Origin of the sequence: Tessaracoccus sp. MC1627, from assembly GCF_014164725.1 — a bacterium.
Lineage (GTDB): Bacteria > Actinomycetota > Actinomycetes > Propionibacteriales > Propionibacteriaceae > Arachnia.
In genome coordinates this window covers 251,509-276,581 of sequence record NZ_JACJGA010000007.1, presented here as the reverse complement: position 1 = coordinate 276,581, position 25,073 = coordinate 251,509, and the positions used below count along the sequence as shown (strand labels likewise).

Sequence of the window (25,073 nt, the reverse complement as noted above, 5' to 3'; positions counted from 1 at the left end):
CAACCAGCATTCTACCTAGCCAACACGTCATTGACCCGGCTCAACACCCACTGATCAACCATCCACCCCGACAGACCAGGCCGGCCCATCAAATCCCAGGCTCGCCGATTAATCAGCGTTTCCCTAAATGTCAGGCTGAGTGTCGAGTACGACCCTGAGCGTGACAATTAGCAGGGACCCGGATTCCGCTCGCAGACAGCGACGGGCCCCGAAAGGAGCGCCCGCCTGGCGGCAGACGATCTCGCCCCGGCGTGGATTCGACGAATGGCTTCAGCGGCGCTGCGGGCCGCCACGCGTACGGCGCGCCATCGACACGGCCCCGGGCGCCTGCATGAGGAAGACCACGAACGCGACGCCGCTGACCGCCTGCAGGGGCGTGGCCCACGGCGAATGGTCTCCCCCACCGATTCCGTACGTGTCAGCCAGCGCCATCCCGGGGCCGAAGCTGGCCCAGAAGTAGCCGAACGCGCCCAGCGCCACGAGCGCCAGGTACTGCACCGCGACGATCCGGGCCTCGACGTCGGGCCGCCTCCATGTGCGGACCAGCAGGCCGATCGCGACGACGGGACCAACCGCCAGGCCGGCCAGGACCAGCGGCGCGCCCATGGACTCCCCCGCCGCGGAGACGTCGGCGTAGATCTGGGAGAGCTCGGCACCGGGCACCGCCGCAAGCGGGTTCAGCACCAGGATCTGGACAACCGCGAGCAGCGCGTACGCGACCACCACGACGGTGCCGATCACCGCAACCACGATGGTCCGCCGGCGGCGAGGCCCCTCGCCGGATCGGCTCATGTCGGTCATGGGACGAGAGTATTCACCAAGAGCCCGGGCGCAGGAGGAATCCATGGAGATCTTGTTGAACATATCCTGGTTTCGTTGCACAATTGAAGAGTGAGGTTGAAGCTGACTCAAGCGGCTCGCAAGCATCGCATCGGTGCAGCCCGGATCACCCACGTGGTCAGCACTAGTCAGCCCACAGTAGGGGTCAGAACCAGCGGGGAACCTGAGTATTGCTGGATCGGCGAGGATGACCGTGGACTGGAACTGGAGATCGTCGGGGTCCTCGTCAAGACGGACGGCGAGCCGACGATGCTGATCATCCATGCCATGCCGACGGCACTGAGGAGGAAATGAGCGCCATGCGGATCCAGCTCGGTGACGGCACCAGCGCCGAGATCACCAGCATCGAGAACATCAACCTGGACGACGAGGTCGTCTACTTCGAAGGTGAGCGGCTCACGGAGGCCCGCGCCGCCGCTATTGCCCGCGACATCGCTGCCCGCCACGGCCGCAAGGGCGGGCGCCCCCGACTGTCCACCGAGACGAGCCGGATCGGAGTCCGCCTTCCCCGCGAACTGCACGACCGGCTCAAGTCGGCCGCGGACGCCGCAGGAGTGAGCGAGTCCGAACTCGCCCGCGAAGCTATCAACCACTACCTGGCCAAGGGCGCGTGACACCCTTCCGGCGCTAGGCAACGTCTCGAAGGATCGCTGCTCCGGCTCGTCCTGAATCCCGACACACGAAAGGACGTCACTCCATGAAGATCACCCACAGCAGCGGCCAGACAACCCAAGGACCCGCGGACTGGTTCACCGGCACCGTGTTCCTCGACGCCATCCGCACCCCGGACGAGCAGTCGGCCGTCGGCTCCGCCCACGTCAGGTTCACCCCCGGCGCGAGGACGGCCTGGCACAAGCACCCCAAGGGTCAAACCCTGTACGTCACCGACGGAATCGGGTACATCGCGCGGCGCGGCGGCGAGGTGCAGGAGATCCGCCCCGGCGACGTGGTCTACATCGAGCCGAACGAGGAGCATTGGCACGGCGCCACGTCGGACCGGTTCATGGCGCACGTCGCCATCCACGAGGCCGACGATCAGGGCGAGACCGTGACCTGGCTGGAGCACGTCACCGACGACGAGTACCGCGCCTGACGGGACGATGACCCCATGGAGATGCAGGACTTCCTCGCCCACGTCCAACGCCGGCAGCTCATTGAGAGCGGCTCGGAGCTCCACCGGTTCATGATCGGAGCCTCGGAGGAGGCGCTGCGGATCACCGCGGAGCTCAACAACGCGTACCGGTCCGCCGACGAGGTGCGCGCGCTCCTGTCGCGGCTGACCGGCCGCACCGTGGACGAGTCGGTGACGGTGTTCCCGCCGTTCTACAGCGAGTTCGGCCGGAACCTCACGGTGGGCAAGCGCGTCTTCATCAACATGGGTTGCCGATTCCAGGACACCGGCGGCATCACCATCGGCGACGACACCCTCATCGGGCACGGCTGCACCTTCACCACCATCAACCACGCGATGGACCCGGACCGTCGCGGTGACATGATCCCCGCACCCATCGTCGTCGGCCGCAAGGTGTGGTTCGGCGCCAGCGTCACAGTGGTCCCGGGGGTGACCATCGGCGACGGTGCGGTGATCGGTGCCGGCTCGGTCGTCACCAAGGACGTGGAGCCGGACATGATTGTCGCGGGCGTTCCTGCGAGGCCCATCCGCCCCACCGGATTCCGCACCACCTGACCGGTTCCTCAGCCGTGGCCCCAGGCAGCCCTGTGGTCCCGGATGAACTCCCGGAAGCTCGTCGCCGGGCGCCCGGTCAACCGACGGATGGAGCGGTTCGGCAGTGCAGACACGTTGAGCCGCACCACCCGGTAGATCATCTTCTGCACCGCGATGTAGTCCGCCGGCCGACCGTCAGCCTCCAGCAGCGCAAGGTACTCCCGCTCCGTCGGCCGGGTGTAGGTGATCTCGCGGCCGAGGACGTCGGTCATGGTGCGGGCCACGTCACGGTAGCCGAGGCTCTCCTCCCCGGAGAGCGTGTACGCCCTGCGTTCGTGCCCCGGCTCGGTGAAGACGGTGGCGGCCACGCGTCCAATGTCGCGGGCGTCGATGAATGCCGTCCGAGACCTCCCCGCCGGGACGCGGATTTCACCCCGCTCACGGATCTCTGCGGCGTAGGTTGCGGACAGGTTCTGCATGAAGAAGTTGGGCCGCAGCATCGTGTAGGGCGCCCCGGTTGCCTTCAGCCGCGCCTCGACGGCGTGGTGCGGGGTCCTGCGATTGGCCTGCACCCCCTGCAGCGACAGGAACACCACCTGCCGGACGCCCAGGTCACGGGCGGCGTCGATCACCGGGAACAGGTAGCGCTGCACGTCGGCGACCTGCGGGGGCCGGACGAGGAACAGCCTGTCCACGCCAGTCATCGCCCGCCGGATCGCGCTCGCCGGGGTGTCGAAATCGAACTCCCGCGCCTCGACGCCGGCCGGCAGCCGATCAGCGGCCTCGACGGAGCGCACCGCCGCGACCACCCGCTCCCCCCGCGCGAGCAGCTCGGACACCACTCCAGCCCCGACGGTTCCGGTGGCACCGGTGACGAACACCCCGGTCACGACGGCGACCCCGAGCTGCGGCCGAGCAGCGCCACGAGCGTGCGCAGCTCGTCGTCATCGAGGCCTGCGAAGTGGGGGGCCATCCGTTCCACGACCTCGCGCTCGAAGCCCGCCACCTCGAGCTGGCGCTCGGGCTCCAGTACCAGCACCCGACGACGCCCGTCGGCCGGATCGCGGTCCTGCCGCACCAACCCCAGGTCGACCAGTCCGGCCACGAGCTGCGTCACCGCCGCGGGCGTCACCCCGAGCCGGTCCGCCACCGCGCCGGGTGTGGCCGGGCCATCGCTGTGCACGATGAGGAACAGGACCTCCAGCTGCGCCCGGCTCAGCTGCAGGTCCCCGAACGGCACTCTGCGATGCCCGTCCAGCGTCCGCGACCACATCACCAACTCCTCGACCGCGCTCCCCACCAGCGCCATCCGGTGCGGCGCGCCCATCACCGGCTCACGAAGGGCATCAGCCCGACGAAGCGCCGATCCGCCACCTGGGAGACGATGAAGTCGGCCAGGTCATCCCGCGAGATCTGCGTGCTCCCGTCGACGCCGACCCATCCCACGCGGTATCGCCCGAGCCCGGGTTGGTCGGTCAGGCGCGGGCCGCGCACCACCGTCCAGTCCAGGCCCGAGCCCTGCAGGACCGCCAGGTGTCCCTCGGCGTCGGCGAGGACATGGCCCGCCATCAGCTTCAACAGCCCTCGGAAGGCCCGGTCGGCCAGCCTCGGCTGGTCCTGCTCGGCCCTCAGGCCGCCGCCGGAGAGCGTGACAAGCCGGGTGACCCCATGGCGCTGCATCGCCTCCACGATCGCTCGCGTCCCGTCGGTCTGCAGCGTGCGTGGCGATCCTTTGACCTGCCCGAACACGCCCAGCACCGCGGACGACGCTTCGACCGCCGCACCCACCGCCTCGGGGTCGAGCACATCGCCGACGACGACGTGCACCCGCGGGTCGACCTCCCCCAGCTTCGATTTGTCCCTGACCAGCACCCGAACGCCGTAGCCCTCGGCCAGCAGGCGATCCAACACCCTCCGGCCCGTGCCGCCGGTAGCACCGAACAACGCAATCACATCCATGGCAGGTAGTTTAGCCACTTAACTAGATCGGCGAGCGGCGCGTGGCCATCCCCGCCCCCTGAGGGCCCCACCGCCGAAGGCGCGTGGGCGTCTCGAAGGGTCGAATCGCTCCTGACAAGCAGTCCCACGAAGAGGTTTCTGTCACGACCCTTCGAGACGGGCCACGCCGCTACGCGGACGGCCCTCCTCAGGGAGCGGGTAGGACGGGCCACGCCGCTACGCGGACGGCCCTCCTCAGGGAGCGGGTAGGACGGGCCACGCCGCTACGCGGACGGCCCTCCTCAGGGAGCGGGGGATCTTCAGGGAGCGGGGATCTCAGGTAGCGAACGGCTCGGCCTGGTTCGACGCGGCCACGTCGACGAGCCGGCCGGCGACGCCGCGAGGGGCCGGGCCGCCCAGCCAGACGGCGCGCAGTTCCCGCTCGATCGACCCACCCTCGACGGGGACCGCGAGGACCCGGCCGTCCATCAGCGCGCCGCGGACGGCGTGGTTGCTCAACACGGCGGGGCCGAGCCCGGCAGCAACCGCAGCCACGATGGCGGCATTACTCGACAGCTGCGCCACCGGCGTGGCCCGCGTCGACACCCCCGCGGACGCGGCCGCCCAGTCAAGGAAGCGACGCGTCCCCGAGCCGGGCTCCCGCTCGACCAGCGGAGTGGCGGCCAGCTCCGAGACCGTCACCGCCCCGCGACGCTCGGCCCACGGATGGTCCGGTGGGATGATCACGACGAGTCGGTCGCGGCCCACGAGGCGGCTGGACACGTCGTCGGGGACGTCCGGGGACTCGACGAACCCGACGGACACGCGCGCGTGCCGCACCGCCTCGATCACCGCGTCGGAGTTGAGGATCTCGAGGGAGACGACGGCGTCGGGCTCCACCCGACGAAGCGCAGCGAGCCACCCGGGCGCCAGGTACTCGGCGATCGTCATGCTCGCCGCAACCGTCACCGCTCCCCCGGCGGTGGCCGTGACAGCACCGGCGCCGGCCATGAGCCGGTCCATGGCCTCGACCACCTCGCGCGCCCAGCCCACCACCAGCGCACCCTCGGGCGTGACGTCGGAGCCGGCGGCGCTGCGGTGCACGACGGCGAACCCGAGCCGTCGCTCAAGCCCCGCCAGGGCGCGGCTCGCGTTGGACTGCGCCATGCCGATCTCCCGGGCCGCGGCTCCCAGCGACCCCTGCTCGGCGACGGCGACGAGCAGCCGCAGGGCCGGCAGGCCCGGCTCGTCTGGAGAAGGGGTGGTCATATCGCGATCATATGGGTTGCTGTCCCGATCGGGTTACCGTCACAGGCGGGATCCGGCGCACGGTAGTGGAGTGAACTCCCTCCGCGCCGTCGCCCCCGGGCTGGCCGCCTGCCTGGCGGTCGCCGTCGCATCGGTCGCGGTGAACATGGTGGTGCCGATCGCCAGCCCTCTGCTAGTGGCGATCCTCGCCGGCGTCGCGTGGCGGACGGCGCGCGGCACGAGTGCTTCCTGGGCTCCGGGGGTGGGGCTGGCCGGCCGACAGCTCCTGCGCGTGGGGATCGTGCTGCTGGGGCTGCAGGTGTCGCTGCTGACCGTGGCGGCGCTCGGACCCGCGACCCTGACGCTGGTGGCGGCAGCGGTAGGCGTGACCTTCGCCGCCACCGCCTGGCTGGGCCGACGGCTCGGGCTGGGCGCGGAGCAGTCGCTACTGGTGGCCGCCGGTTTCTCGATCTGCGGGGCGGCGGCCATCGCGGCCGCCGAGGGCGTGACCGACGCGGACGAAGAGGAGGTGGCCAGGGCGGTGGCGCTGGTCGTGGTGTTCGGGACCGGGATGATCGTGGCGCTTCCGGTGCTCGTCGCTCTCCTGGGCATGACGCCGACTTCCGCCGGACTCTGGATCGGCGCCTCCACCCACGAGGTGGCTCAGGTGGTGGCGGCGGCAGGCCTGGTGGGCGACGAGGCCCTCGGGGTCGCCGTCACGGTCAAGCTCGCCCGGGTGGCGCTCCTCGCCCCGGTCATGGCCGTGCTCGCCGGACTCGAGCGACGGCGGATCCAGCGGCTGCACGGAGTTGAGGGCAAGGCTGTGCGGCTGCCACCGGTGGTCCCGCTGTTCGTCGTCGGCTTCCTGGTCGCGATGGCCGCGCGCACCACGGGGCTCGTGCCCGAACCGCTGCTCACCGCGCTTGGCCACCTGCAGCAACTGCTGCTGGCGGCGGCGATGTTCGCCCTCGGGCTCGGTGTGGACCTGCGCGCCCTCGCGACGGCTGGGCGCGAGCCGCTGCGGTTGGGCGCAGTCGCCACCCTCCTCATCACCGGCATCGGGCTCGCGGGGGCGGTCGCGATCGGCTAGGGACGCCGTCGACGATCAGATCAGCCCTCGCTCGTCGGCCACCGGAGCAACGCGTCCAGCGCCTTCGGGATCTGGCTGCAACCTGCTATCCAGACAGCGGTATCTGTGCATATCCACACATACCGCTGTCTGGATAGCATCCTGCAACACCTTGGACAGCCGGGCCCGCTCGGGCAGGACTGACGCTGACCCGGAATATGCCGAGGAGACGACGAGTTCCCTGTGTAGCCCAACCACGAAAGGTGCGCAGGTGTCCGGGAGCGAGCGCGAGCAGATCAACAAGCGGAACGTGCAGGAGTTCTACGACCTCATGTTCAACCAGTGCCGGCCGGCGGAGGCCATCCAGCGGTACGCCGGCGACACCTACACCCAACACAACCCCCACGTCGGCGACGGCAAGGAGGCCTTCATCGACTACTTCGAGCGGATGGCCGCCGGGTACCCCGGCAAGCGGGTCGAGTTCGTGCGGGCGATCGCCGAGGACGACTTCGTGGTGCTGCACTGCCGCCAGACCTGGCCCGGCGATCATGACTACGCCGGGATCGACATCTTCCGCCTCGACGCGAACGGGAAGGTCGTGGAGCACTGGGACGTGCTGCAGGTGGTGCCCGACCATTCGGAGAACTCCAACGGCATGTTCTGAGCACGCCGCCACGGGAGCCTGCGGGACCCCTGCGGATCAGGATCCGGTGACGCGGGCGATGGCGGTTCTGGCCAGCGCGGGGTCCTGGGGTTCGGTGTCGAGGGCGCGGTGGATGGTCAGCCCCTCGATGAGCGCGTCGAGGAGGCGGGCGGTGGCTGGGTCGAAATGCTGCTCGAGCGCGGCGCGGCTGCTGCGCATCCAGGCGTTGGTCAGCGCGCGATAGGAAGGGTCGCGCGCGGCGAGCGTGTAGAGCTCGTGGGTCAGGACCAGCTCTCGCTGGCTGGCCAAGAGGTCGGCGGTGATGAGATCGAAGACGGCCTGCCGGGCCTCGTCGATGCTGGTGGCGGCACCCATCCGGTGTTTGAACCGGTCGATGACGGTGCGGGTGAAGCTGGCGAATGCCTCGTGCAGCAGCTCGTCGATCCCTGTGAAGTGGTAGGTCATGGATCCCAGCGGGACGCCCGCCGCGGCGGCGACGGCCCGATGCGAGGTGCCGGCCACTCCGCGCTCGGCGATCACGTCGAGGCAGCTCTGGATGATCCGATCGCGGCGGCCGGGGTCGGGTCGTCGGTGCGGGGCTCGCCCCTGGGCCGCTGTTGGTGAGGTGGGCACGGCGCTCAGATGCTGCGGATGACTCGGGCGGGGTTGCCGACTGCGACGGCGTTGGCGGGGATGTCGCGGGTGACCACCGACCCGGCCCCGATCACCGCGTTCTCGCCGATGGTGACCCCGGGGCAGACGATCACGCCTCCGCCGAGCCACACGTTGTCCCCGATGCTGATCGGCTTGGCCGCCTCCAGCTTGTCGCGACGCGGTTGGGGCTCGATCGGGTGGATCGGGGTCAGGAGCTGCACGTTGGGCCCGATCTGGCAGTCGGCGCCGATGGTGATCGGCGCCACGTCGAGTGCGGTCAGGCCGGCATTGACGAAGGTGCGCGCCCCGACGGTGATGTGATCTCCGTAGTCGACGAACAAGGGGGGTTTGAGCACCGCGTCCTGGCCGAGGTCGCCGATCAGGTCGTCGAGGAGGGCGCGGGCATCGTCGGCGCCGCTGACGACGGCGCGGTGGTAGCGGTCCGCGAGCTCGACGGCGCGTTGGCTCCGCGCTGCGAGCTCGGGGTCGTCGGCGATGTAGTAGTCGCCGGCCAGCATGCGTTCCCGATTGGTGCGGGGGTCATTGGCGAAGTGGTCGATGGTGGTCATGTGTACGATCGTACATCACTAGTGTACGCTCGTACACATGACGAATGAGGTTGAGTCGATGCCCACCACCGCAGGTGGGCGGGCGACTGTGGTGGGCGCCCGCAACGGCGACTTCGCGGTGTTCGCCGTGAACGGGTTCGCGTTCGCGTCCTGGATGTCGCGGGTGCCCGACGTCAAGGAGCAGTTGGCGCTCAGCCCGGGGCAGCTCGGACTGCTGCTGCTGGCCGTGTCCGCCGGCGCGCTGTGCGGGCTGCCGATCGCCGGGCTCGTCACCCGCCGCCTGGGAGCGACCCGCGCCGTGCGGTTGGCGATGGCGGTTGCCCTGCCCGGCCTCGTGCTGGCTGCGGTGAGCGTGCAGGCGGGCCTCGCCATGGCGGCGGTGGCGGCCAGCCTGTTCCTGCTCGGCCTGGGAACCGGGGTGTGGGATGTCGCTCAGAACCTCGAAGGGACGATCATCGAGCGCGGCCTCGGCCGGTCGATCATGCCGTGGTTCCACGCGGCGTTCAGCGGCGGGACCGTGCTCGGCGCCCTCGTCGGAGCGCTCATGGTGTGGCTGGAGGTGCCCATGATCTGGCACATCGGCGCCGTCGGTGCGGTCTCCGCAGCGCTGGTGCTGTGGGGCACGTCGAGGTTCCTGCCTGCCTTCGAGGACGGCGCACGCGACGACGCCTCCCCCGCCCCCGCCGTCCGCTCCCGTTCGGCCTGGACCGAGCCTCGCACGCTCCTGATCGGGGTCATGGTGCTGGCCGCCGCGTTCACCGAGGGCACGGCCAACGACTGGATGGCGGTGGCCTTCGTCGACGGCCACGGCCTGGACAAGACCTTCGGCGTGCTGGCCCTGGCCGTGTTCCTCACCTTCATGACGGCCGGACGGATCCTCGGCACCCGGCTGCTGGACCGCTACGGACGGGTGCCGGTGCTGCGCGTCCTGTTCGTCTCCGCGATCATCGGCTGCCTCCTGGTGGTCTTCGGCACGCCCTGGCTGGCCTTCGTCGGCGCCGCGATCTGGGGGGTCGGCGCCAGCCTCGGCTTCCCGGTCGGCATGTCGGCGGCGGCCGACGAGCCGGCCCGCGCGCACGCCCGGCTCAGCGTCGTCTCCACCATCGGCTACACCGCCTTCCTGGCCGGCCCGCCGCTCCTCGGCTTCCTCGGAGACCACTACGGAATCCTCCGGGCGCTGATCGTCGTCGGTGCGGTGTCGCTGCTGGCGCTCCTCGTCGTGCCTTCGGCCAAGACACTCCCGCTGACGGGACACCTGCGGGAACCGGATCAGTCCGCCTAGGTTGGCACCATGGCCACCCCCCAGCACACCACCTCCCACCCCTGGTCAACCATGCTGGTCGGTGCCCTGATCGGCGCCGCGGCGCTCCTGGCGCTCGGTCCCCACCCCGCCGGGCTTGGCTCGCCCACCGGCGACACCGCCCTCGCGGGGGACGCCTCCGCGGCCCTCGCCACGGCCACGCACCTGGAAACGGTCAGCGTCGCGCGGATCCGCGACGGTGCTGCCTCCTGGGCCGGTTTCGGCGAGGTGACCCCTGACAGCAGATACGAGCTCGGCTCGATCACCAAGACCTTCGACGGACTCCTCCTGGCCGACGCCGCCCAGCGCGGGGAGGTCGGCATCGAGGACCCGCTCGAGACCCACCTGACCGAGCTGGCGGGCACGGAAGTGGGCTCGGCGACACTGGCTGAGTTGGTCAGCCACCGCGCAGGCCTGCCCAGCCTGCTCAGTCTCAACATGGTGCGCGTCGTCGCCGAGGACCTTGCCGGCGCTGCCCTGTCCGTCTACACCGCCACCACGCCGGATGAGCTGATCCGTCAATCGGGCGCGCTCGCCTTGTCGGGTCGGGGGACGATGCAGTACTCCAACCTCGGCGCCTCCCTCCTCGGCTTTGCACTGACCCGCGCGGCTGGGATGCCGGACTGGCCGTCCTACGTGCATCAACGCCTCCTGGCGCCACTCGGCATGAACGACACTGCGTTCGCCGAGCCGGGACGGCCAGCGCCCGACCTCATGCAGCCGCACCAGGGGCTGGGCAGCCCCACCGAAGCGTGGACCGGCAGCGGCTACGCCCCGGCCGGACTCGGGGTCACCACGACCGCCGCGGACCTCACCCGCTACGCCCAGGCGATCCTCGACGGCACGGCCCCGGGAATCGAGGCCCTCGACGCCCGCTGGCCGGCGATGATGGGCTGGCAGATCGGCCTGGCCTGGATCGTCACCGACATCGGCGACGGCCCCGTCGCATTCCACAACGGGGGCACCGGAGGCACCAGGACCATGCTGGCCATCGACCGCACCCACGAACGGGCCGCGATCGTCCTGAACAACAGCACCCAGGACGTGACCGGTGCGGGTCTGGCGTTGGCGGGCGTCGTGCTCGACGACTCCCTCGCGCCACCGCCGTTCGACACCGACACCGTCGCGTGGGTGGGCCTCGGCATCCCGCTCGTCCTCCTGTTCGCTGTGGGCGCGGTCCGCGGACGGAGCAGGACTCGCCTCATGGGACAGGGGCTGGCCGCCGCGGGCACGCTCCTGATGTGGTGGCTGGCCGCCCCGTGGGACTGGTCGGCGCCTTGGATCTTCGGCGCCTCCGCCGGGCTCGCCGTCGCCGCGACCGTCGTGGTTGTCCGGCGCTGGGCGCACCTGCCCTGGATGCCGACGCGCTGGCGACTCGGGACGCTGATCGTCCTGGCCCTGGGCAGCGCGTGGCTGGTCGCCATGGTGACGCTGGCGGTGTGGGTGGCAACGATCAGGCCCTGAAGTCCGGACCTCAGGGGATGAGGCTGTCAGATCTCGTGCGGATAGTCCTGGTCACGCGTCTGGAAGGACCAGATGGCCGGGTTCTGGATGACACCGTTTCGGATCTCGATGGCGCGACTGATCGTCGGGTTCGCGTCCCACGTCTCTTCCCCGCCCAGGATCGTGGGGAGGAACGGCAGGAGCGCCTCGCTGATCTCCCACGTCGCCGAGTTCCACAGATACGACGGGCTGTGGTCGACGGCGTAGTAGAGGACGTTGTCGCCGACCACGAACGTGGGGGCGCTGAAGGTGGTCGGGCGAGCCCAGCTGAACCCCATGGCCTCGTCGCAGGACACGTCGACGATCACGGTTCCGGGTTTCACGTCCTCAAGATCCTCGTCGGTCATGAACGTGAGCGGCGCGTCGGTGTTCTGCAGCACGCAGTTGACGATGATGTCGTGCTCGGAAAGGAAGGCCGCGATGGACACCCGGCCCTCGGGCGTGATCGCGTGGCTGAGATTGGGCGCGGCGCCGTCGGAGTCGAAATGGACGATGCGCGCGGAGTGGATCGGGGAGGCGACGGCCGCGATCTCACGGTGGGTCAGGACGTCGACGTCACTGACCCCCATCGCGTTGAGTGCCGTGACCGCCCCTCGAGCTGTCGCGCCGAAACCGATGACCACGGCACGTAGCCGTCGCCCGTAATCCCCGCTGGAGCCCGCGATCTGCATGGCGTGGAGCACCGAGCAGTAGCCGGCCAGTTCGTTGTTCATGTGGAACACGTGAAGGTTGAACGACCCGTCGCGGTGCCAGTGGTTCATGGCCTCGAACGCGATCAGCGTGAGCTTGTGGTCGATCGCGACCTGGGTGAGCTTGTCGTCCTGCACACAGTGCGGCCACCCCCACAGGATCTGCCCTTCGCGCAGCTCGGCGATGTCGCTGAGGACCGGTTTGGGTTGAAGGATGATGTCGCACTCGGCGATGAGCTGCGCGTGCGTCCTGAAACCCGCCACCCAGCCCATCAGCTCGTCGTCGGACTTCCCGAAGGGGATTCCGTAGCCGTGCTCGAGGAAGATGCTCGCCCGCAGCTCCTCGGGAATCCGGGAGAGGTGGTCCGGATGGAGCGGCAGACGGCGCTCGTTCTCCTTCAGGGAGCGCGCCAGCACCCCGAGAGTGAGTTGGTTCATGCGCGGCCCCGCGTCCGGTAGAGGATCAGTTCATGTCAGGCTAGCTGACTCGGCGCGCCGCACCCGGTTCCGACAGAGTGCAGCCCGGGCACCAGAGGTCCTCTGATGCCCGGGCTGGGGGTCGGTGTTCGGCTGGCTCAGGCCACCGAGTCTGCCGTCCGCACGGGAAGAGTCTTCGGCTTGAACGACGGCCGCGTGGCCTCGTAGGCCGAGATGGAATCCGCCTGCATCAGGGTCAGCGAGATGTCGTCGAGTCCGTTGAGCAGCCGGTGCTTGGTGTATTCGTCCATCTCGAAGCTGACCACCAGGGCGCCGCGGGTGATGGTCTGGCTCGGCAGGTCCACCGTCGTGGGCACGTTCGGGTCCGCGTCGATGGCATCCCAGAGCCGATCGACGTCCTCGTCGGAGATCAGTGCCACGAGCAGCCCGGCCTTGCCGGAGTTGGAGCGGAAAATGTCGCCGAAGCGGCTCCCGATGACCACCTTGAAGCCGTAGTTCTGCAGCGCCCACACGGCGTGCTCGCGTGAAGAGCCGGTGCCGAAGTCCGGGCCGGGGATGAGGATCGTGCCCGCCTTGAAGGGCTCCTTGTTGAGCACGAACTCCGGGTCGTTGCGCCACGCGGCGAACAGCCCGTCCTCGAAACCGGTGCGGGTGATGCGCTTGAGGTACACCGCCGGGATGATCTGGTCGGTGTCGACGTTGGAGCGGCGCAGCGGGACGGCGACGCCGGTGTGGGTGACGAAGGGTTCCATGATCAGCGTCCAATCAGGTCGGCGGGGGCGGCCAGGTGGCCGACGATGGCGGTGGCGGCGGCAACTGGCGGCGACACGAGGTGCGTGCGGCCACCCTTGCCCTGGCGGCCCTCGAAGTTGCGGTTCGACGTCGACGCCGCCCGCTCTCCCGGCGCCAGCTGATCCGGGTTCATGCCCAGGCACATCGAGCAGCCGGCGGCGCGCCACTCGGCCCCGAAGTCCAGGAAGATCTTGTCCAGGCCCTCGGCCTCGGCCTGCAGGCGCACCCGGGCCGAGCCGGGCACCACCAGCATGCGCACCCCGTCGGCGATGTGCTCGCCCTCGAGGATCGAGGCGGCCAGGCGCAGGTCCTCGATGCGGCCGTTGGTGCAGGAGCCCAGGAAGACGGTGTCGACGGTGATGTCGCGCATGGGCGTGCCGGGCGTCAGCGCCATGTACTCCAGCGCGCGCTTCGCGGTGGCCTGCTCCACCTCGGACTCGAAGTCCTCGGGTGCCGGCACCACGCCGCCCAGCGGGACGCCGTGGCCCGGGTTGGTGCCCCAGGTGACGAAGGGGCTGAGCTGGGTGGCGTCGATGTCCACCTCCACGTCGAACGTGGCGTCGTCGTCGGTGCGCAGCGTCTTCCAGTACTCGACGGCGGCGTCCCAGTCCTCGCCCTCGGGCGCGTGGGGGCGTCCCTTGAGGTAGGCGAAGGTGGTCTCATCGGGGGCCATCATGCCCGCCTTCGCGCCCCACTCGATGGACATGTTGCAGATGGTCATCCGGCCCTCCATCGAGAGCGCCTCGACGGTGGAGCCGCGGTACTCGACGATGTAGCCCTGGCCGCCGCCGGTGCCCACCTTGGCGATCAGCGCCAGCACGACGTCCTTGGCGGTGACGCCGTCGGGCAGCTCGCCGTTGATGTTGACCGCCATGGTCTGCGGCCTCTTCTGCGGCAGCGTCTGGGTGGCCAGCACATGCTCCACCTCGGAGGTGCCGATGCCGAAGGCCAGCGCACCGAAAGCGCCGTGGGTGGAGGTGTGGGAGTCGCCGCAGACGATGGTCATGCCGGGTTGGGTGACGCCCAGCTGGGGGCCGATGATGTGCACCACGCCCTGGTCGCGGTCACCCAGCGAGTGGATCCGGATGCCGAACTCCGCCGCGTTCTTGCGCAGCGTGTCCACCTGCGTGCGCGAGACGGGGTCCGCGATCGGCAGGTTGATGTTGAGCGTGGGCGTGTTGTGGTCCTCGGTGGCCAGGGTGAGGTCCGGGCGGCGGACGGGGCGGCCGGCCAGGCGCAGGCCGTCGAAGGCCTGGGGGCTGGTCACCTCATGGACGAGGTGCAGGTCGATGTAGAGCAGATCCGGCTCTCCCTCCACCGCGCGGACGACGTGCGCGTCCCATACCTTCTCGCTCAGGGTCTTGCCCATAGCTCCTCTTCTCAAACATTCGACGTGGAAATCTGTCGCCAAGTATGACCCGCAACACGCCCGCCACCGGTTTGCATGTCCACATAGTGGATTGATAATCTCACCATATGGACGACACAAGTGGCGTTGGCGTACTCGACAAGGCGGCCTCGGTTCTCGCAGCCCTGGAGCGCAATCCCCTCACCCTGGCAGGCCTCGTGACGGCCACCGGCCTGGCGCGCCCGACGGCGCACCGGCTGGCGGTGGCACTCGAACATCACCGGCTCGTCGGACGCGACCTTCAGGGGCGCTTCGTCCTCGGGCCGCGGCTGATCGAGCTGGCCGAGTCCGCCGGTGAGGATCCCCTGCTGGCCACCGCGGGCCCCATCCTGACCAGGCTGCGCGACATCACGGGCGAGTCGGTACAGATGTTCCGCCGCCAGGGGGACATGCGCATCTGCGTGGCCTCCGTCGAGCGCCCCACCGGCCTCCGCGACACTGTCGCCGTCGGCTCGCAGCTGTCCATGACGGCCGGATCCGCGGCGCAGGTCCTGCTGGCCTGGGAGGAGCCGGAGAAGCTCGAGAAGCTGCTCGACGGCGCCTCCTTCACCCTGACCACGCTGCAGTCCGTCCGACGGCGGGGCTGGGCCCAGTCAGTGGCCGAGCGGGAGGCGGGGGTGGCGTCCGTGTCCGCCCCGGTGCTGGCACCGTCGGGCAAGCTGATCGCGGCCGTGTCGGTGTCCGGCCCCATCGAGAGGCTGACCCGCTCCCCCGGGCGCCTGCATGCTCCTGCGGTGCTGGCCGCGGCCGAGCGGCTGAGTGAGGTGCTGCGGCGCAGCGGCGCCCCGGAGTAGTGGCCATGTCCGGTCACGTGTTCGTCGCGGGACCGGCGTCGTGGAACCAGATCGTCATGCTGGACGCGCTGCCGCAGCCCGTTTCGCACATGGCGTTCGCGCGCTCGCACCGATGGGCCCTGGGCGGGACGTCCGCCGGGAAGGCGCTCAATCTGCGCTCTCTCGGGGTCGACGTGACTCTGCGGACGGTGGTGGGTGATGACCCCGAGGGGCGACAGGTGTTGATGGCGCTCCGCGAGTCCGGCATCGACGTGCTCGCCGAGGAGGCCTCGAACCGGGTCACCGAACAGCACCTCAACCTGATGAACCCCGTTGGTGGGCGGGTGTCGCTGTACCTGCGCTCGCCCACGCTGGAGGAGGCAGACGTCCGCTTGGCAGATGAAGCGCGCCGGGCGATGCAGTCCGCCGACGCCGTGGTGATCGACCTGTCGGACCCCGGCCGAGCGCTCCTGGGCCAGGCGCGCGAGCTGGGCCGCCCAGCCTGGTGCGACCTGCACGACTACGACGGCACCTCACCGTGGCACCAGCAGTTCGTCCACGAAGCCTCCTTCGTCTTCTGCAACGACGACGCCCTCCCGGATCCTGCTGGCTTCGTCGCCGACCGCATCAGCGCCGGCGCCCAGCTGGCAGTGGTGACCCGCGGCGCGGCCGGAGCGATCGCGATGGCGACCGACGGGGTGCTCAGGCACGTCGAGGCCCTCCCCGTCGAGGAGGTGGTGGACACCAACGGCGCCGGAGACGCCTTCTTCGCAGGGTTCCTTGCCGCCCATCTGGCGGGATCCCCCGTCGACATCTGCCTCCTGGCCGCGGCGCGCCAGGCTTCCCTGTGCATCCAGAGCCCTGCTCTTGCGCCCCGTGAGCCGACGACGGCAGCGACCCGAGGCCGCGACTGAGGGCAGGAGTCGGACAGCGCCACAGCGGCAGTCGCCAGGCATACCCGGAAGGAGCTGGGCGGGTCCCGCGATGGGCCTGACACGGAAAAATCCCTTGCCGGATCTCTCCGGCAAGGGATTCAACTCGTAGCCCCGACGGGATTCGAACCCGCGCTACCGCCTTGAGAGGGCGGCGTGCTAGGCCGCTACACAACGGGGCCCTAGCGAGAAGGAGTTTAACACCTTCCGCAGGGGTACTAGGACTCGAACCTAGACTGACGGAACCAGAATCCGGCGGGCTGCCAATTACCCCATACCCCTGTGCGCCCGGTCACCCGGGCACGAAGATGAACCCTACACCAGGGCTTCGGCGCCCCGCAAACCGACTCCCCCCCCCCGTCGCTCCGCCTCCGGTCGCCCCACCCCCGGCCGCTCCACCCCCGGTCGCCCCCCCGGTCGCCCCACCCCCGGTCGCCCCACCCCCGGCCGTTCCACCCCCCGGCCGCTGGGTTACCGGCTCCGTGGCCGACCCGGCCGCCCCACCCCCGGCTCCCGTGGCCGCCCCGGCGGCCCCTCGCCGCTGTGCCCAGTCACCTGTGACTCTGGGGAGGCTCATGTCCCCCACCGGGGAGGGAGTTGAGCAAATGGCAAGGATCGCGAGGACCTCCACGCTCAGCCCACGCGTGGCGCGCACCGCGAACCCTGCCATTTGCTCAACTCCCTCCCCCTACCTCTCCCGAGGACCCCCTCCACGGCTCGACGAGTTATCCACAGGCCGGCGCTCGCCCCTTGGCTGCGAGGGTCGCAGTGCACAGACTTGGGGCGTGGATCCCGATGTGATGAGGTCTCTGAGCGACGGCGTCGTGACCGCACGCCTCGCCCCGCGCAAGGCTCGCGCGCTGAACTCCTACGCCTTCCGCGGTCAGCTCGAGCGTCTGCTTCCGGGCGTCTACGGCCGTCCCGGGGCCGGCGAGACGACGGAGGGTCGGCTGCGGGCAATCAAGGCATATGGCGACGACATGGTCGTCGTCGGGCGAAGCGCCGCCGCACTCACGTTCTGGCCGGAGATCGAGCAGGAGGGTTCATTGGAGGTCGCCTGTGCTCGGGCCATCACCCCGGGCTACGGTCTTCGCATGGAACAACGGCTCATCCCCGTTGAACTCCTGACGCGACGTGACGGCGTTCTGTGCACCGTGCCGGCGCTGACGGTTCTGGATCTCATACCCGATCTGGAAGCGGAGCCAATCCAGGAGGCACTCCGACGTCGGGCGTGCACCCTGAAACAGATGAAGCACGCGCTGTCACTGACCCCCCACCGTCGCGGCAACAAGCTCAGACGCGATCTCCTCGCACAATCTGCAGACTCGCCCTGGTCCCCACTTGAGTTGTCAGCGCACGCCGCGCTACGCGGCGCCGGCATCACGGGATGGCGGTCAAATCTGCCCGTCTTCGTTGGCGGGCGGAAGTACTACGTCGATGCCGGGTTCCGCGAGAAGAAGATCGCGTTGGAGTTCGACGGCTACGCCTTCCACAGCTCTCAGGACGCCTTCCACGCCGACCGTCTTCGCGACATCGCCCTGATCAAGGCGGGCTGGCTCGTGGTCCACTTCACGGAGAAGAGCCTCCCGACGCTCGTTGAGACCACCCTGAGTCTGATCGCTCTGCGGTCCACCTGATAGCGCGCGTCCGTCTCGGGGCGACGCGCTCCCCGGCTCTTGCGTTGAGCAAATGGCAGGGGTCACGGAACCCCGCACGCTCAGGCTGAGCGCGGGCGGCGCCGTGACCCGTGCCATTTGCTCAACTCGCCACCAGCCCAGCCACAAGCCACATCTGCAAGGAGGCGCCGGCCACCGCGACGGCGGCGCCAGGGGGCGACCGTGGCGCCAAGGGGTGACAGTGGCGTCAAGGGGTGACGGTGGCGACTCGCAGCCGACGCCCCAACCACCACGCCGCGACACCGAAAGCCGCGAACGCCGCGACATTCCAGCCCGCCTCAGCCCACGTGATGGTGGTCACGCCGCGCAACTCCGCCACCGACATGGTGAACATCGCATACCCGTACGCCGCGACATTGTTGACCACGTGCGCCGCGATCCCCGCCTCCAGCCCCCCGGTGACCACCACCAACGTCCCCGCCACCAGCCCGAACGCCAGCCGGTGCGCGAACAGCGCCGGGCTCTGCACCCCGTGCAGCAGCGCGAAGATCAGTGCGGATCCGACGACGCCCGCCCAGGTCCGGCCGGTGGCCGACCCGATCACCTGCAGCAGGTAGCCCCGGAAGAACACCTCTTCCGCCGCCGCCTGCAGCGGCGAGGTGATCGCGACCACCAGCAGGAACCACACCCAGCCGTCCTGGCCGTCGTGAAAGACCGGCATGTCTCCCACGAGGAACGAGGCCCACGTGAACGCGTTGAGGATCACCGCCGCCACCACCAGCGACATCGCGAGATACCGCCATCTGAGTCCTGGCTGCACCGACGCCAGCCAGCGGGGCCGCACGCCGTGGACGTAGCGCACCAGCAGGATCGACAACGGGATGAGCGCAGCCAACGCCAGGTGACCCGCAGCCGGTCCCTCCGGCAGCTCATACGCCGTGGCCGCCCGCTCGTAGGCCGCGTAGTCCCCACCGCCCCGCAGCAGGAAGCCCAGGCGAAGCACGACGGCGGACACAGCAGGCACCACCAGCGCGAACGCGCTGAACGCGAGCAGCGCACCAAACACTGTGATCGGGACCGTGAATCCCCGGCGCCGCAGCGCCAGCGGGTAGCTCAATCCCGACGGCGGGTCCTGCGGCTCGCCGGCCAGCAACAGCAGCGGGGGCTGGGTCACGCGTCCGCGACGGGGTTGCTCAGCACGCCCAGGCCGTCGATCTCCACGCTGACCCGGTCTCCCGGCTCCATCGAACCCACGCCGGCCGGCGTGCCGGTGAGGATCAGGTCGCCCGGAAGGAGCGTGGTGAACGACGTGATGTAGCTGACGAGCTCGACGATGCCACGCACCATCTGCGCTGTGGAGCCCTGCTGGCGCACCTCGTCGCCGAGGCGGGTCTCGATGGTGAGGTGTTCGGCCTCCTCGACGGTGAGGTGCGTGTTGACCCAGGGGCCGAGCGGGAGGAACGTGTCCGAACCCTTCGCCCGGGCCCACTGACCATCGGTGGCCTGCCAGTCCCGCGCGGTGACGTCGTTGGCGATGGTGTAGCCGAAGATGACCTCCGGCACGCGCTCGGCGGGCACCTCCTTGCAGATCCGCCCGATCACGATCGCCAGCTCGCCCTCGAAGTGGAGATTCTCGCAGCCCGCGGGGCGGATGATGGTGTCATCGGGCCCGATCACGGACGTGTTGGGCTTGAAGAACAGCAGCGGCGATTCGGGCACCTCGCCGCCCATCTCCTTGGCGTGGTCCGCGTAGTTCTTGCCCACCCCGACGATCTTGCTGCGCGGGATGACCGGCGCGAGCAGGCGCACGTCGACGAGGTCGTGGCGCTCCCCTGTGTAGTTGACCGCGAGCCCCGCGAGGGGATCGTTGGTCAACGCGGCGATGGTGTCGGGGTGATCTCCCCCGTCAACAGCGAGTTCGATGATCCCGTAGGTGGGGTCCTGGCCATCCTTGACGAAACGTGCGATGCGCATGGTTCCCAGCGTAGTGGAGGCGAGGGAACCACTGATTCCCTAGGCCGGTGGCAGATGCGTGAGGATGCCGTAGGCCAGGGAGTCCATCAGCGCCTCCCAGGAGGCCTCGATGACGTTGGTGCCCACCCCCACCGTCGTCCAGGTGAAGCCGTTGTAGGAGGTGTCGATCAGGGTGCGCACCGAAGCGTCGGTGCCGTGCCCCTCGTCGAGGATCCGCACCCGGTAGTCGGTCAGCTCGAACTCGGCCACTGCCGGGAAGGGCATCGCGAGCGCCTGACGCAGCGCGCCGTCGAGCGCGTTGACGGGGCCGTTGCCCTCGCCCACCACCATGTGCCGCTCGCCCTTGGCGGTGAGCTTGACGGTGGCCTCGGAGATGTTGACCCCGTCTCGCTCCTCGGTGAACACACGCCACGACTGGACCTGGAAGGGCAGCGCGAGGATGCCGAGCTCGTCGCGCAGCAGCATCTCGAAGGACGCGTCGGCGGACTCGTAGGAATAGCCCTCGTTCTCCCTGGCCTTGACGCGCTCGGTGATGGAGGCAGCCAATGCGCGATCCTCCAGGTCGAAGCCCAGCTGCTCGCCCTTGATCTGGATGTTGGCGCGGCCGGCCATGTCCGAGATCAGCATCCGCATGTCGTTGCCCACCAGCGACGGATCGATGTGCTGGTACAGGTTCTCGTCCACCCTGATGGCGGAGGCGTGCAGCCCCGCCTTATGGGCGAAGCTCGAATGCCCCACGTAGGGCTGGCGACCCACAAGCGGCTGGTGCGCCACCAGCGCGATGGCGTGGGCCACCCGGGTCAGCTCGGCGAGCTGCTCGGGGGGCAGCACGTCCCATCCGTACTTCAGCTGCAGGTTGGGGATGAGCGCGGACAGGTCCGCGTTGCCGGTGCGCTCCCCGTACCCGTTGAAGGTGCCCTGCACGTGCATGACACCAGCCTCGACGGCGGCCAGGGTGTTGGCGACGGCGCAGGCGGTGTCGTTGTGGCAGTGGACACCCAGGTTGGCCCCGGTGGCGGCTGCGGCCTCGATGATCTCCCCCATCCAGCTGGGCAACATGCCTCCGTTGGTGTCGCAGAGCACCACCACCTCGGCGCCGGCGTCGTGGGCCGTCTGGACCACCTGGATGGCGTACTCGGGATTGGCGCGGTAGCCGTCGAAGAAGTGTTCGCAGTCCACGAACACCCGCTTGCCCTGCGAGCGGAGGTACTGCACGGTGTCGGTGACCATCTCGAGGTTCTCCTCGAGCGTGGTGCGCAAGGCCCGGTACACATGTTCGTCGTGCGACTTGGCGACGATGCAGATGAAGTCCGTGTCCGCGTCGACCAGCGCCCGGGTCAGCGCGTCCTCGGCCGCCTTCGCCCCGGCCTTGCGGGTGGCGCCGAACGCCACCAGCTGGGAGCGCTTCAGGTTGAGCTCCTTGGCGCGGACGAAGAACTCGGTGTCGTTGGGGTTGGCGCCCGGCCAACCCCCCTCGATGAAGGTGACGCCCAGCTCGTCGAGGTAGCCCGCGATCTTCAGCTTGTCCTGCACCGACAGGTGCAGGCCCTCCTGCTGCGCGCCGTCGCGCAGTGAGGTGTCGAAGACGTGGAACTCGGCCGGTCGGGTCGGCAGCATCGGCATTGATCTCTCCCAGGGGTGGTCAGTCAGAGCGAAGGATACCCCGAGCGGGCGGACCCGCCCCGTCTCAGCCAGTGGACGGGCACGCCCCACCCCTTCCCGCCCGAAAGCGCCAAGCCGTAGGGTCCTGCCCATGACTCAGACCAGCACCATCGCCGTCATCGGCGGCGACGGCATCGGCCCCGAGGTGACCGCCGAGGCGCTCAAGGCCCTCACCGCCGTCGCCGGCGCAGACGCCTTCGACTTCGTCCACTACGACCTGGGCGCCGAGCGCTGGCAGCGCACCGGCGAGGTGCTACCGGACTCCGTGTTGGAGGAGCTCAAGGGTGTGGACGCGATCGTGCTGGGTGCGGTCGGGGCGGCACCGGGGTCGAAGGCGATCCCGAGCGGGCTTCTCGAGCGCGGCCTGCTGCTCAAGCTGCGGTTCGCGTTCGATCACGCGATCAACCTCCGCCCCTCCAAGCTCTACCCGGGAGTGCCCACTCCCCTGGCCCCCCGCATCGTCGAGGGCAAAACCGTTGACTTTGTCGTCGTACGCGAGGGAACCGAGGGTCTGTACTGCGGCAACGGCGGGGCGGTGCGCGTCGGCACCCCGCACGAACTGGCCACGGAGGTCTCCGTCAACACGGCCTACGGCGTGGAGCGGGTCGTCCGCGACGCCTACCGCCGCGCCCAGGCGCGTCGGGGCCAGCTCACGCTGCTGCACAAGCACAACGTGCTTGTCAACGCCGGCACCCTGTGGAACCGCATCTTCACCGAGGTCGGCGAGGAGTTCCCGGACGTGGAGCGCAGGTACCTGCACATCGATGCGGCGATGATCGCCATGGTGGTGGACCCCAGTCAGTTCGACGTCATCGTCACCGACAACCTGTTCGGCGACATCGTCACGGACCTGGCTGCCGCGGTCACCGGGGGCATCGGGCTGGCTGCGTCGGCCAACATCAACCCCAGCGGCGAGTTCCCGTCGATGTTCGAGCCAGTGCACGGATCGGCCCCCGACATCGCCGGTCAGGGCATCGCGGATCCCACCGCAGCCATCTCGTCGATGGCGCTCCTTCTGGACCACCTGGGCAGGCCGGAGCTGTCGGCACGGATCGACGAGGCGGTCAGCGCCGACATCACCGAGCGGGGCTCCGCGAGGCTGCGCACCACCGAGATCGGCGACCGGATCGCGGCACGCCTCTCCTGAGGCTCACCCGACGGGGTCTCAGGCGTCGAGGTCCTGCTCGATCAGCGCTGCGATCTTCTCGACCGCCTCAGCGTTGTCGGACTCGACGGTGACCTCCGCGCCTGCGCCGGCACCCAGGGTCATGATCATGAGGCTGGAGGCGGCGTCCACCCCATCGTCGGCGGGTGTTCCGGCGAGCCTGATGAGGATGTCGTCGTCGTAGGCCCCGGCCGCCTGGGCGACGAGGGCTGCGGGGCGGGCATGGAGGCCGACGGAGGAGCCGACGGTGACGGTCTTGCTTGCCATGATGGTGTCCTTCTGGTGTGGGTGAGCCCGCGGCCGGTCAGCCGAGGGCGATGACGTCGACCTGACCGGTCGTCAGATCTGCAGGGGTGGGCAGGGTGGTTCCCGGGAGCGCAGCGGCTGCCGAGCCGTAGGCGACGGAGGTGGCGAGGCACTGGGCGGGGTCGGCCCCGCGGATGTCGGCCAGAATGAAGCCGGCCACTGACGAGTCGCCGGCCCCCACCGTGCTCCGCACACTGATCCGCGGCGCACGCGCGAACCAGGCGCCGCCGCCGGTGACCAGCACGGCACCCGACCCGCCGAGGGTGACCAGGACGGCGCGGATCCCGCGCTCCTGCAGACTGCGGGCCGCCGCGACAATCCCGTCCAGCTCTCCACGCTCCGCGGCCGCCTCGAACTCCTGCGGGCTGCCACCGGTCAGCTGGGCCAGCTCTTCGGCGTTGGGCTTGATGAGATCGATCGGTGCGTCGAGCGACGCCACCAGCGCGTCGAGCGCTGGGCCTGAGGTGTCGACGGCGATTCGGCAGCCGAGCCCGGAGAGCCTCCCCACCAGGCTCGCGTACCAGTGGTCCGGGGCTCCGGGCGGGAGCGACCCGGCCAGCGCCACCCAGGCCGCGCCCCGTGCGACGTCGACCAGCGAGTCCGCCGCCACCTCCAGGTGTGCCGCGGTCAGCAGTGGCCCGGGCTCGTTGAGTTTCGTGGTGGTGCCGTCAGGCTCGGTGACTGTGGTGTTCATCCGCACCCGACGTCCGTCGTCGAGCGACTGCCCGAGCACGGTCAGCGGCGGCTCGGCGTGTTCTGCCAGCATGCGGAATCCGCGATCCAGTGCCGCGGCCACGACGGTCACCGGCAGCCCTGCTGCACTCAACACCCGCGCAACGTTGACGCCCTTGCCCGCCGCCTGCTCCGTCACGCCGCTGGCCCGGAGCAGCTGGCCCCGCAGCAGGGGGCCGTCGAGGGTCAGCGTGCGGTCGATACTGGGGTTGGCCGTGAATGTGACCACTCTGCGTGCGACGTCGTCGACCATGCTGTCCGCTCCCTCGAGGCTCTGCTTACCTCCGTTTATATCCCAATTTGACTCACAAAGCAAGGTAAACCGACATAAACAAACATTAACCCGCCACGTCGACCCGGAGTTCGAGCGCCTCCAGAGCAGTCCGCGATGCCGGGGCCAGACGGGTATCCGTCACCAGCGCGTCGACGTCCCCGAGCTCCGCGAACCGGACCAGATAGTCAGCCCCGAACTTGGTGGCGTCGGCCAGCACGTACACCTCGCGGGCAGCCCGCACCATGGCCTGCTTGACGGCGGCCTCGGCCGGATCGGGCGTCGAGAACCCGTGCTCGGCGGAGAACCCGTTGGCCCCGAGGAAGGCGACGTCCACCCGCAGCCGGGCCAGCGCGGCGTGGGCCTCCGCCCCGACGGTGGCCTGGGTGAGTCCGCGCACCTGCCCCCCGAGCAGCAGCACCTCCACGTCCCCGCGGTCCGCGAGCGCCCCGGCAGTGGGCACGGAGTTGGTGACTACGGTGGAGACCCACGCCGGTAGGAGCGCGCTCAGCTTGGCCGTGGTGGTGCCGGCGTCCAGCAGGACGGTCAGCTCGTCGCGCTGCGGGAGCAGCGAGACGGCATGGGCGGCGATGGCGAGCTTCTCGTCCTGCGACGTCGCCTCCCGTTGGCCCACCGGGGCCTCGGCCAGCCACAGCTTGTCCGAGGGCACGGCCCCACCGTGGACGCGGCTCAGCAGCCCACGCGCGGCCAGGGCGTCGAGGTCGCGCCTGATCGTCTCGGGCGTCACACCGAAGCGCACGGCCAGGTCGGCCACGGCCACCCGGCCCAGGCCCCTCGCAAGCGTCACGATGTCGTGCTGGCGCTCTTCGGCGTACATCCGACCTCCTCGGGGCTCGCCCCGTTTCCCACATGATCAAACGGGGC

The 25,073-nt window shown here is 69.7% G+C and carries 28 protein-coding genes and 2 tRNA genes; 12 read left to right on the top strand and 18 right to left on the bottom strand.

Annotated features, from left to right (window positions below; translation table 11 throughout):
• Nucleotides 1–270: 270 nt before the first annotated feature.
• Entirely contained in the window at nucleotides 271–801 is a 531-nt protein-coding gene (locus H5399_RS14910) for a hypothetical protein (RefSeq protein ID WP_220491033.1), read from the bottom strand.
• Between the two features lie 90 nt (nucleotides 802–891).
• Here H5399_RS14910 and H5399_RS14905 point away from each other — a divergent pair, with 90 nt between their 5' ends.
• The 4 genes from H5399_RS14905 (at nucleotide 892) to H5399_RS18350 (ending at nucleotide 2,527) form a co-directional block, all read left to right on the top strand.
• On the top strand, nucleotides 892–1,134 hold the full coding sequence (locus H5399_RS14905) for a hypothetical protein (RefSeq protein WP_182783999.1): 243 nt from the start codon (nucleotides 892–894) through the stop codon (nucleotides 1,132–1,134).
• Between the two features lie 5 nt (nucleotides 1,135–1,139).
• A complete protein-coding gene (locus H5399_RS14900; protein ID WP_182783997.1) occupies nucleotides 1,140–1,454 on the top strand; it encodes a CopG family transcriptional regulator in 315 nt (104 codons plus the stop codon).
• A gap of 83 nt (nucleotides 1,455–1,537) precedes the next feature.
• Nucleotides 1,538–1,933: a cupin domain-containing protein gene (locus H5399_RS14895; protein WP_182783995.1), complete on the top strand. Its 396-nt coding sequence runs from the start codon at nucleotides 1,538–1,540 to the stop codon at nucleotides 1,931–1,933.
• A 15-nt stretch (nucleotides 1,934–1,948) separates the two neighbouring features.
• Nucleotides 1,949–2,527, top strand: coding sequence for a sugar O-acetyltransferase (locus tag H5399_RS18350; protein ID WP_182783993.1), 579 nt, complete (start codon nucleotides 1,949–1,951; stop codon nucleotides 2,525–2,527).
• An 8-nt stretch (nucleotides 2,528–2,535) separates the two neighbouring features.
• Here the strand turns inward: H5399_RS18350 and H5399_RS14885 are convergent, their stop codons facing one another.
• The 4 genes from H5399_RS14885 to H5399_RS14870 form a co-directional block, all read right to left on the bottom strand.
• The gene (locus H5399_RS14885) at nucleotides 2,536–3,396 is read right to left on the bottom strand and encodes an SDR family oxidoreductase (protein ID WP_182783991.1); all 861 of its coding nucleotides are present in this window, start codon (nucleotides 3,394–3,396) and stop codon (nucleotides 2,536–2,538) included.
• The gene (locus H5399_RS14880) at nucleotides 3,393–3,833 is read right to left on the bottom strand and encodes a MarR family winged helix-turn-helix transcriptional regulator (protein WP_182783989.1); all 441 of its coding nucleotides are present in this window, start codon (nucleotides 3,831–3,833) and stop codon (nucleotides 3,393–3,395) included. The genes H5399_RS14885 and H5399_RS14880 overlap by 4 nt, the downstream gene beginning before the upstream one ends.
• Entirely contained in the window at nucleotides 3,833–4,465 is a 633-nt protein-coding gene (locus H5399_RS14875) for an NAD(P)-dependent oxidoreductase (RefSeq protein WP_182783987.1), read from the bottom strand. The genes H5399_RS14880 and H5399_RS14875 overlap by 1 nt, the downstream gene beginning before the upstream one ends.
• Before the next feature lie 315 nt (nucleotides 4,466–4,780).
• Nucleotides 4,781–5,713 (bottom strand): LysR family transcriptional regulator, encoded by a 933-nt coding sequence (locus tag H5399_RS14870; protein ID WP_182783985.1) that lies wholly within the window; start codon nucleotides 5,711–5,713, stop codon nucleotides 4,781–4,783.
• A 70-nt stretch (nucleotides 5,714–5,783) separates the two neighbouring features.
• Between H5399_RS14870 and H5399_RS14865 the strand changes: the two genes are divergently transcribed.
• Together H5399_RS14865 and H5399_RS14860 are read left to right on the top strand one after the other, a co-directional pair.
• Nucleotides 5,784–6,782, top strand: coding sequence for a putative sulfate exporter family transporter (locus tag H5399_RS14865; protein WP_220491032.1), 999 nt, complete (start codon nucleotides 5,784–5,786; stop codon nucleotides 6,780–6,782).
• A 250-nt stretch (nucleotides 6,783–7,032) separates the two neighbouring features.
• The gene (locus tag H5399_RS14860) at nucleotides 7,033–7,425 is read left to right on the top strand and encodes a nuclear transport factor 2 family protein (RefSeq protein ID WP_182783981.1); all 393 of its coding nucleotides are present in this window, start codon (nucleotides 7,033–7,035) and stop codon (nucleotides 7,423–7,425) included.
• 36 nt (nucleotides 7,426–7,461) lie between these two features.
• Here H5399_RS14860 and H5399_RS14855 read toward each other — a convergent pair whose 3' ends face one another.
• Together H5399_RS14855 and H5399_RS14850 are read right to left on the bottom strand one after the other, a co-directional pair.
• Nucleotides 7,462–8,037, bottom strand: coding sequence for a TetR family transcriptional regulator (locus H5399_RS14855; RefSeq protein ID WP_182783979.1), 576 nt, complete (start codon nucleotides 8,035–8,037; stop codon nucleotides 7,462–7,464).
• 5 nt (nucleotides 8,038–8,042) lie between these two features.
• Nucleotides 8,043–8,627, bottom strand: a complete 585-nt coding sequence (locus H5399_RS14850) for a sugar O-acetyltransferase (protein WP_182783977.1) — start codon at nucleotides 8,625–8,627, stop codon at nucleotides 8,043–8,045.
• A gap of 37 nt (nucleotides 8,628–8,664) precedes the next feature.
• Here H5399_RS14850 and H5399_RS14845 point away from each other — a divergent pair, with 37 nt between their 5' ends.
• Both H5399_RS14845 and H5399_RS14840 read left to right on the top strand, forming a co-directional pair.
• Nucleotides 8,665–9,909 carry an MFS transporter gene (locus H5399_RS14845; RefSeq protein WP_255422343.1) on the top strand — a complete coding sequence of 415 codons (1,245 nt, stop codon included), beginning with the start codon at nucleotides 8,665–8,667 and terminating at the stop codon, nucleotides 9,907–9,909.
• Nucleotides 9,910–9,918: 9 nt separating this feature from the next.
• Nucleotides 9,919–11,391, top strand: coding sequence for a serine hydrolase (locus tag H5399_RS14840; RefSeq protein WP_182783975.1), 1,473 nt, complete (start codon nucleotides 9,919–9,921; stop codon nucleotides 11,389–11,391).
• A 26-nt stretch (nucleotides 11,392–11,417) separates the two neighbouring features.
• On the opposite strand, the gene H5399_RS14835 is transcribed toward H5399_RS14840, so the two are convergent.
• From H5399_RS14835 to leuC, 3 genes are all read right to left on the bottom strand, one after another.
• Nucleotides 11,418–12,557: a N(5)-(carboxyethyl)ornithine synthase gene (locus H5399_RS14835; RefSeq protein WP_182783973.1), complete on the bottom strand. Its 1,140-nt coding sequence runs from the start codon at nucleotides 12,555–12,557 to the stop codon at nucleotides 11,418–11,420.
• A 137-nt stretch (nucleotides 12,558–12,694) separates the two neighbouring features.
• On the bottom strand, nucleotides 12,695–13,309 hold the full coding sequence (gene leuD, locus H5399_RS14830) for a 3-isopropylmalate dehydratase small subunit (RefSeq protein WP_182783971.1): 615 nt from the start codon (nucleotides 13,307–13,309) through the stop codon (nucleotides 12,695–12,697).
• Nucleotides 13,310–13,311: 2 nt separating this feature from the next.
• Complete coding sequence (gene leuC, locus H5399_RS14825) at nucleotides 13,312–14,718, bottom strand: 3-isopropylmalate dehydratase large subunit (protein ID WP_182783969.1); 1,407 nt, start codon at nucleotides 14,716–14,718, stop codon at nucleotides 13,312–13,314.
• Nucleotides 14,719–14,825: 107 nt separating this feature from the next.
• Between leuC and H5399_RS14820 the strand changes: the two genes are divergently transcribed.
• Both H5399_RS14820 and H5399_RS14815 read left to right on the top strand, forming a co-directional pair.
• Nucleotides 14,826–15,551 (top strand): IclR family transcriptional regulator, encoded by a 726-nt coding sequence (locus H5399_RS14820; protein WP_182783967.1) that lies wholly within the window; start codon nucleotides 14,826–14,828, stop codon nucleotides 15,549–15,551.
• A 5-nt stretch (nucleotides 15,552–15,556) separates the two neighbouring features.
• Nucleotides 15,557–16,444, top strand: coding sequence for a carbohydrate kinase family protein (locus H5399_RS14815; RefSeq protein ID WP_182783965.1), 888 nt, complete (start codon nucleotides 15,557–15,559; stop codon nucleotides 16,442–16,444).
• A 127-nt stretch (nucleotides 16,445–16,571) separates the two neighbouring features.
• Here H5399_RS14815 and H5399_RS14810 read toward each other — a convergent pair.
• Nucleotides 16,572–16,644 (bottom strand) — tRNA-Glu (locus H5399_RS14810).
• 28 nt (nucleotides 16,645–16,672) lie between these two features.
• Nucleotides 16,673–16,744, bottom strand: a tRNA-Gln gene (locus tag H5399_RS14805).
• 503 nt (nucleotides 16,745–17,247) lie between these two features.
• On the opposite strand from H5399_RS14805, the gene H5399_RS14800 reads away from it, so the two are divergent.
• Nucleotides 17,248–18,099 carry an endonuclease domain-containing protein gene (locus H5399_RS14800; protein WP_182783963.1) on the top strand — a complete coding sequence of 284 codons (852 nt, stop codon included), beginning with the start codon at nucleotides 17,248–17,250 and terminating at the stop codon, nucleotides 18,097–18,099.
• Nucleotides 18,100–18,325: 226 nt separating this feature from the next.
• On the opposite strand, the gene H5399_RS18650 is transcribed toward H5399_RS14800, so the two are convergent.
• The 3 genes from H5399_RS18650 to cimA are packed head-to-tail and all read right to left on the bottom strand — an operon-like array spanning nucleotide 18,326 to nucleotide 21,675.
• Entirely contained in the window at nucleotides 18,326–19,252 is a 927-nt protein-coding gene (locus tag H5399_RS18650; protein WP_182783961.1) for a type II CAAX endopeptidase family protein, read from the bottom strand.
• Nucleotides 19,249–20,052, bottom strand: a complete 804-nt coding sequence (locus H5399_RS14790; protein ID WP_182783958.1) for a fumarylacetoacetate hydrolase family protein — start codon at nucleotides 20,050–20,052, stop codon at nucleotides 19,249–19,251. Before H5399_RS14790 ends, H5399_RS18650 begins: the two co-directional genes overlap by 4 nt.
• 39 nt (nucleotides 20,053–20,091) lie before the next feature.
• Entirely contained in the window at nucleotides 20,092–21,675 is a 1,584-nt protein-coding gene (cimA, locus tag H5399_RS14785) for a citramalate synthase (protein WP_182783956.1), read from the bottom strand.
• Nucleotides 21,676–21,805: 130 nt separating this feature from the next.
• Between cimA and H5399_RS14780 the strand changes: the two genes are divergently transcribed.
• Complete coding sequence (locus H5399_RS14780) at nucleotides 21,806–22,861, top strand: 3-isopropylmalate dehydrogenase (protein ID WP_182783954.1); 1,056 nt, start codon at nucleotides 21,806–21,808, stop codon at nucleotides 22,859–22,861.
• An 18-nt stretch (nucleotides 22,862–22,879) separates the two neighbouring features.
• Here H5399_RS14780 and H5399_RS14775 read toward each other — a convergent pair whose 3' ends face one another.
• The 3 genes from H5399_RS14775 to H5399_RS14765 form a co-directional block, all read right to left on the bottom strand.
• Complete coding sequence (locus H5399_RS14775; RefSeq protein ID WP_182783952.1) at nucleotides 22,880–23,146, bottom strand: HPr family phosphocarrier protein; 267 nt, start codon at nucleotides 23,144–23,146, stop codon at nucleotides 22,880–22,882.
• Between the two features lie 37 nt (nucleotides 23,147–23,183).
• Nucleotides 23,184–24,170 (bottom strand): 1-phosphofructokinase family hexose kinase, encoded by a 987-nt coding sequence (locus tag H5399_RS14770; RefSeq protein ID WP_182783951.1) that lies wholly within the window; start codon nucleotides 24,168–24,170, stop codon nucleotides 23,184–23,186.
• 85 nt (nucleotides 24,171–24,255) lie between these two features.
• Entirely contained in the window at nucleotides 24,256–25,026 is a 771-nt protein-coding gene (locus H5399_RS14765) for a DeoR/GlpR family DNA-binding transcription regulator (RefSeq protein ID WP_182783949.1), read from the bottom strand.
• Between the last annotated feature and the right edge of the window lie 47 nt (nucleotides 25,027–25,073).

Bases quoted from the DNA above. Each gene is read 5' to 3' on its own strand.
- H5399_RS18350 (WP_182783993.1), top strand. From the start codon at position 1,949: ATGGAGATGCAGGACTTCCTCGCCCACGTCCAACGCCGGCAGCTCATT.
- H5399_RS14765 (WP_182783949.1), bottom strand. From the start codon at position 25,026: ATGTACGCCGAAGAGCGCCAGCACGACATCGTGACGCTTGCGAGGGGC.
- cimA (WP_182783956.1), bottom strand. From the start codon at position 21,675: ATGCCGATGCTGCCGACCCGACCGGCCGAGTTCCACGTCTTCGACACC.
- H5399_RS14875 (WP_182783987.1), bottom strand. From the start codon at position 4,465: ATGGATGTGATTGCGTTGTTCGGTGCTACCGGCGGCACGGGCCGGAGG.
- H5399_RS14820 (WP_182783967.1), top strand. From the start codon at position 14,826: ATGGACGACACAAGTGGCGTTGGCGTACTCGACAAGGCGGCCTCGGTT.
- H5399_RS14845 (WP_255422343.1), top strand. From the start codon at position 8,665: ATGACGAATGAGGTTGAGTCGATGCCCACCACCGCAGGTGGGCGGGCG.
- H5399_RS14790 (WP_182783958.1), bottom strand. From the start codon at position 20,052: ATGCGCATCGCACGTTTCGTCAAGGATGGCCAGGACCCCACCTACGGG.
- H5399_RS14835 (WP_182783973.1), bottom strand. From the start codon at position 12,557: ATGAACCAACTCACTCTCGGGGTGCTGGCGCGCTCCCTGAAGGAGAAC.
- H5399_RS14870 (WP_182783985.1), bottom strand. From the start codon at position 5,713: ATGACCACCCCTTCTCCAGACGAGCCGGGCCTGCCGGCCCTGCGGCTG.
- H5399_RS14815 (WP_182783965.1), top strand. From the start codon at position 15,557: ATGTCCGGTCACGTGTTCGTCGCGGGACCGGCGTCGTGGAACCAGATC.
- H5399_RS14770 (WP_182783951.1), bottom strand. From the start codon at position 24,170: ATGGTCGACGACGTCGCACGCAGAGTGGTCACATTCACGGCCAACCCC.
- H5399_RS14910 (WP_220491033.1), bottom strand. From the start codon at position 801: ATGACCGACATGAGCCGATCCGGCGAGGGGCCTCGCCGCCGGCGGACC.
- H5399_RS14850 (WP_182783977.1), bottom strand. From the start codon at position 8,627: ATGACCACCATCGACCACTTCGCCAATGACCCCCGCACCAATCGGGAA.
- H5399_RS14775 (WP_182783952.1), bottom strand. From the start codon at position 23,146: ATGGCAAGCAAGACCGTCACCGTCGGCTCCTCCGTCGGCCTCCATGCC.
- H5399_RS14840 (WP_182783975.1), top strand. From the start codon at position 9,919: ATGGCCACCCCCCAGCACACCACCTCCCACCCCTGGTCAACCATGCTG.
- H5399_RS14900 (WP_182783997.1), top strand. From the start codon at position 1,140: ATGCGGATCCAGCTCGGTGACGGCACCAGCGCCGAGATCACCAGCATC.
- H5399_RS14780 (WP_182783954.1), top strand. From the start codon at position 21,806: ATGACTCAGACCAGCACCATCGCCGTCATCGGCGGCGACGGCATCGGC.
- leuC (WP_182783969.1), bottom strand. From the start codon at position 14,718: ATGGGCAAGACCCTGAGCGAGAAGGTATGGGACGCGCACGTCGTCCGC.
- H5399_RS14895 (WP_182783995.1), top strand. From the start codon at position 1,538: ATGAAGATCACCCACAGCAGCGGCCAGACAACCCAAGGACCCGCGGAC.
- leuD (WP_182783971.1), bottom strand. From the start codon at position 13,309: ATGGAACCCTTCGTCACCCACACCGGCGTCGCCGTCCCGCTGCGCCGC.
- H5399_RS14880 (WP_182783989.1), bottom strand. From the start codon at position 3,833: ATGGGCGCGCCGCACCGGATGGCGCTGGTGGGGAGCGCGGTCGAGGAG.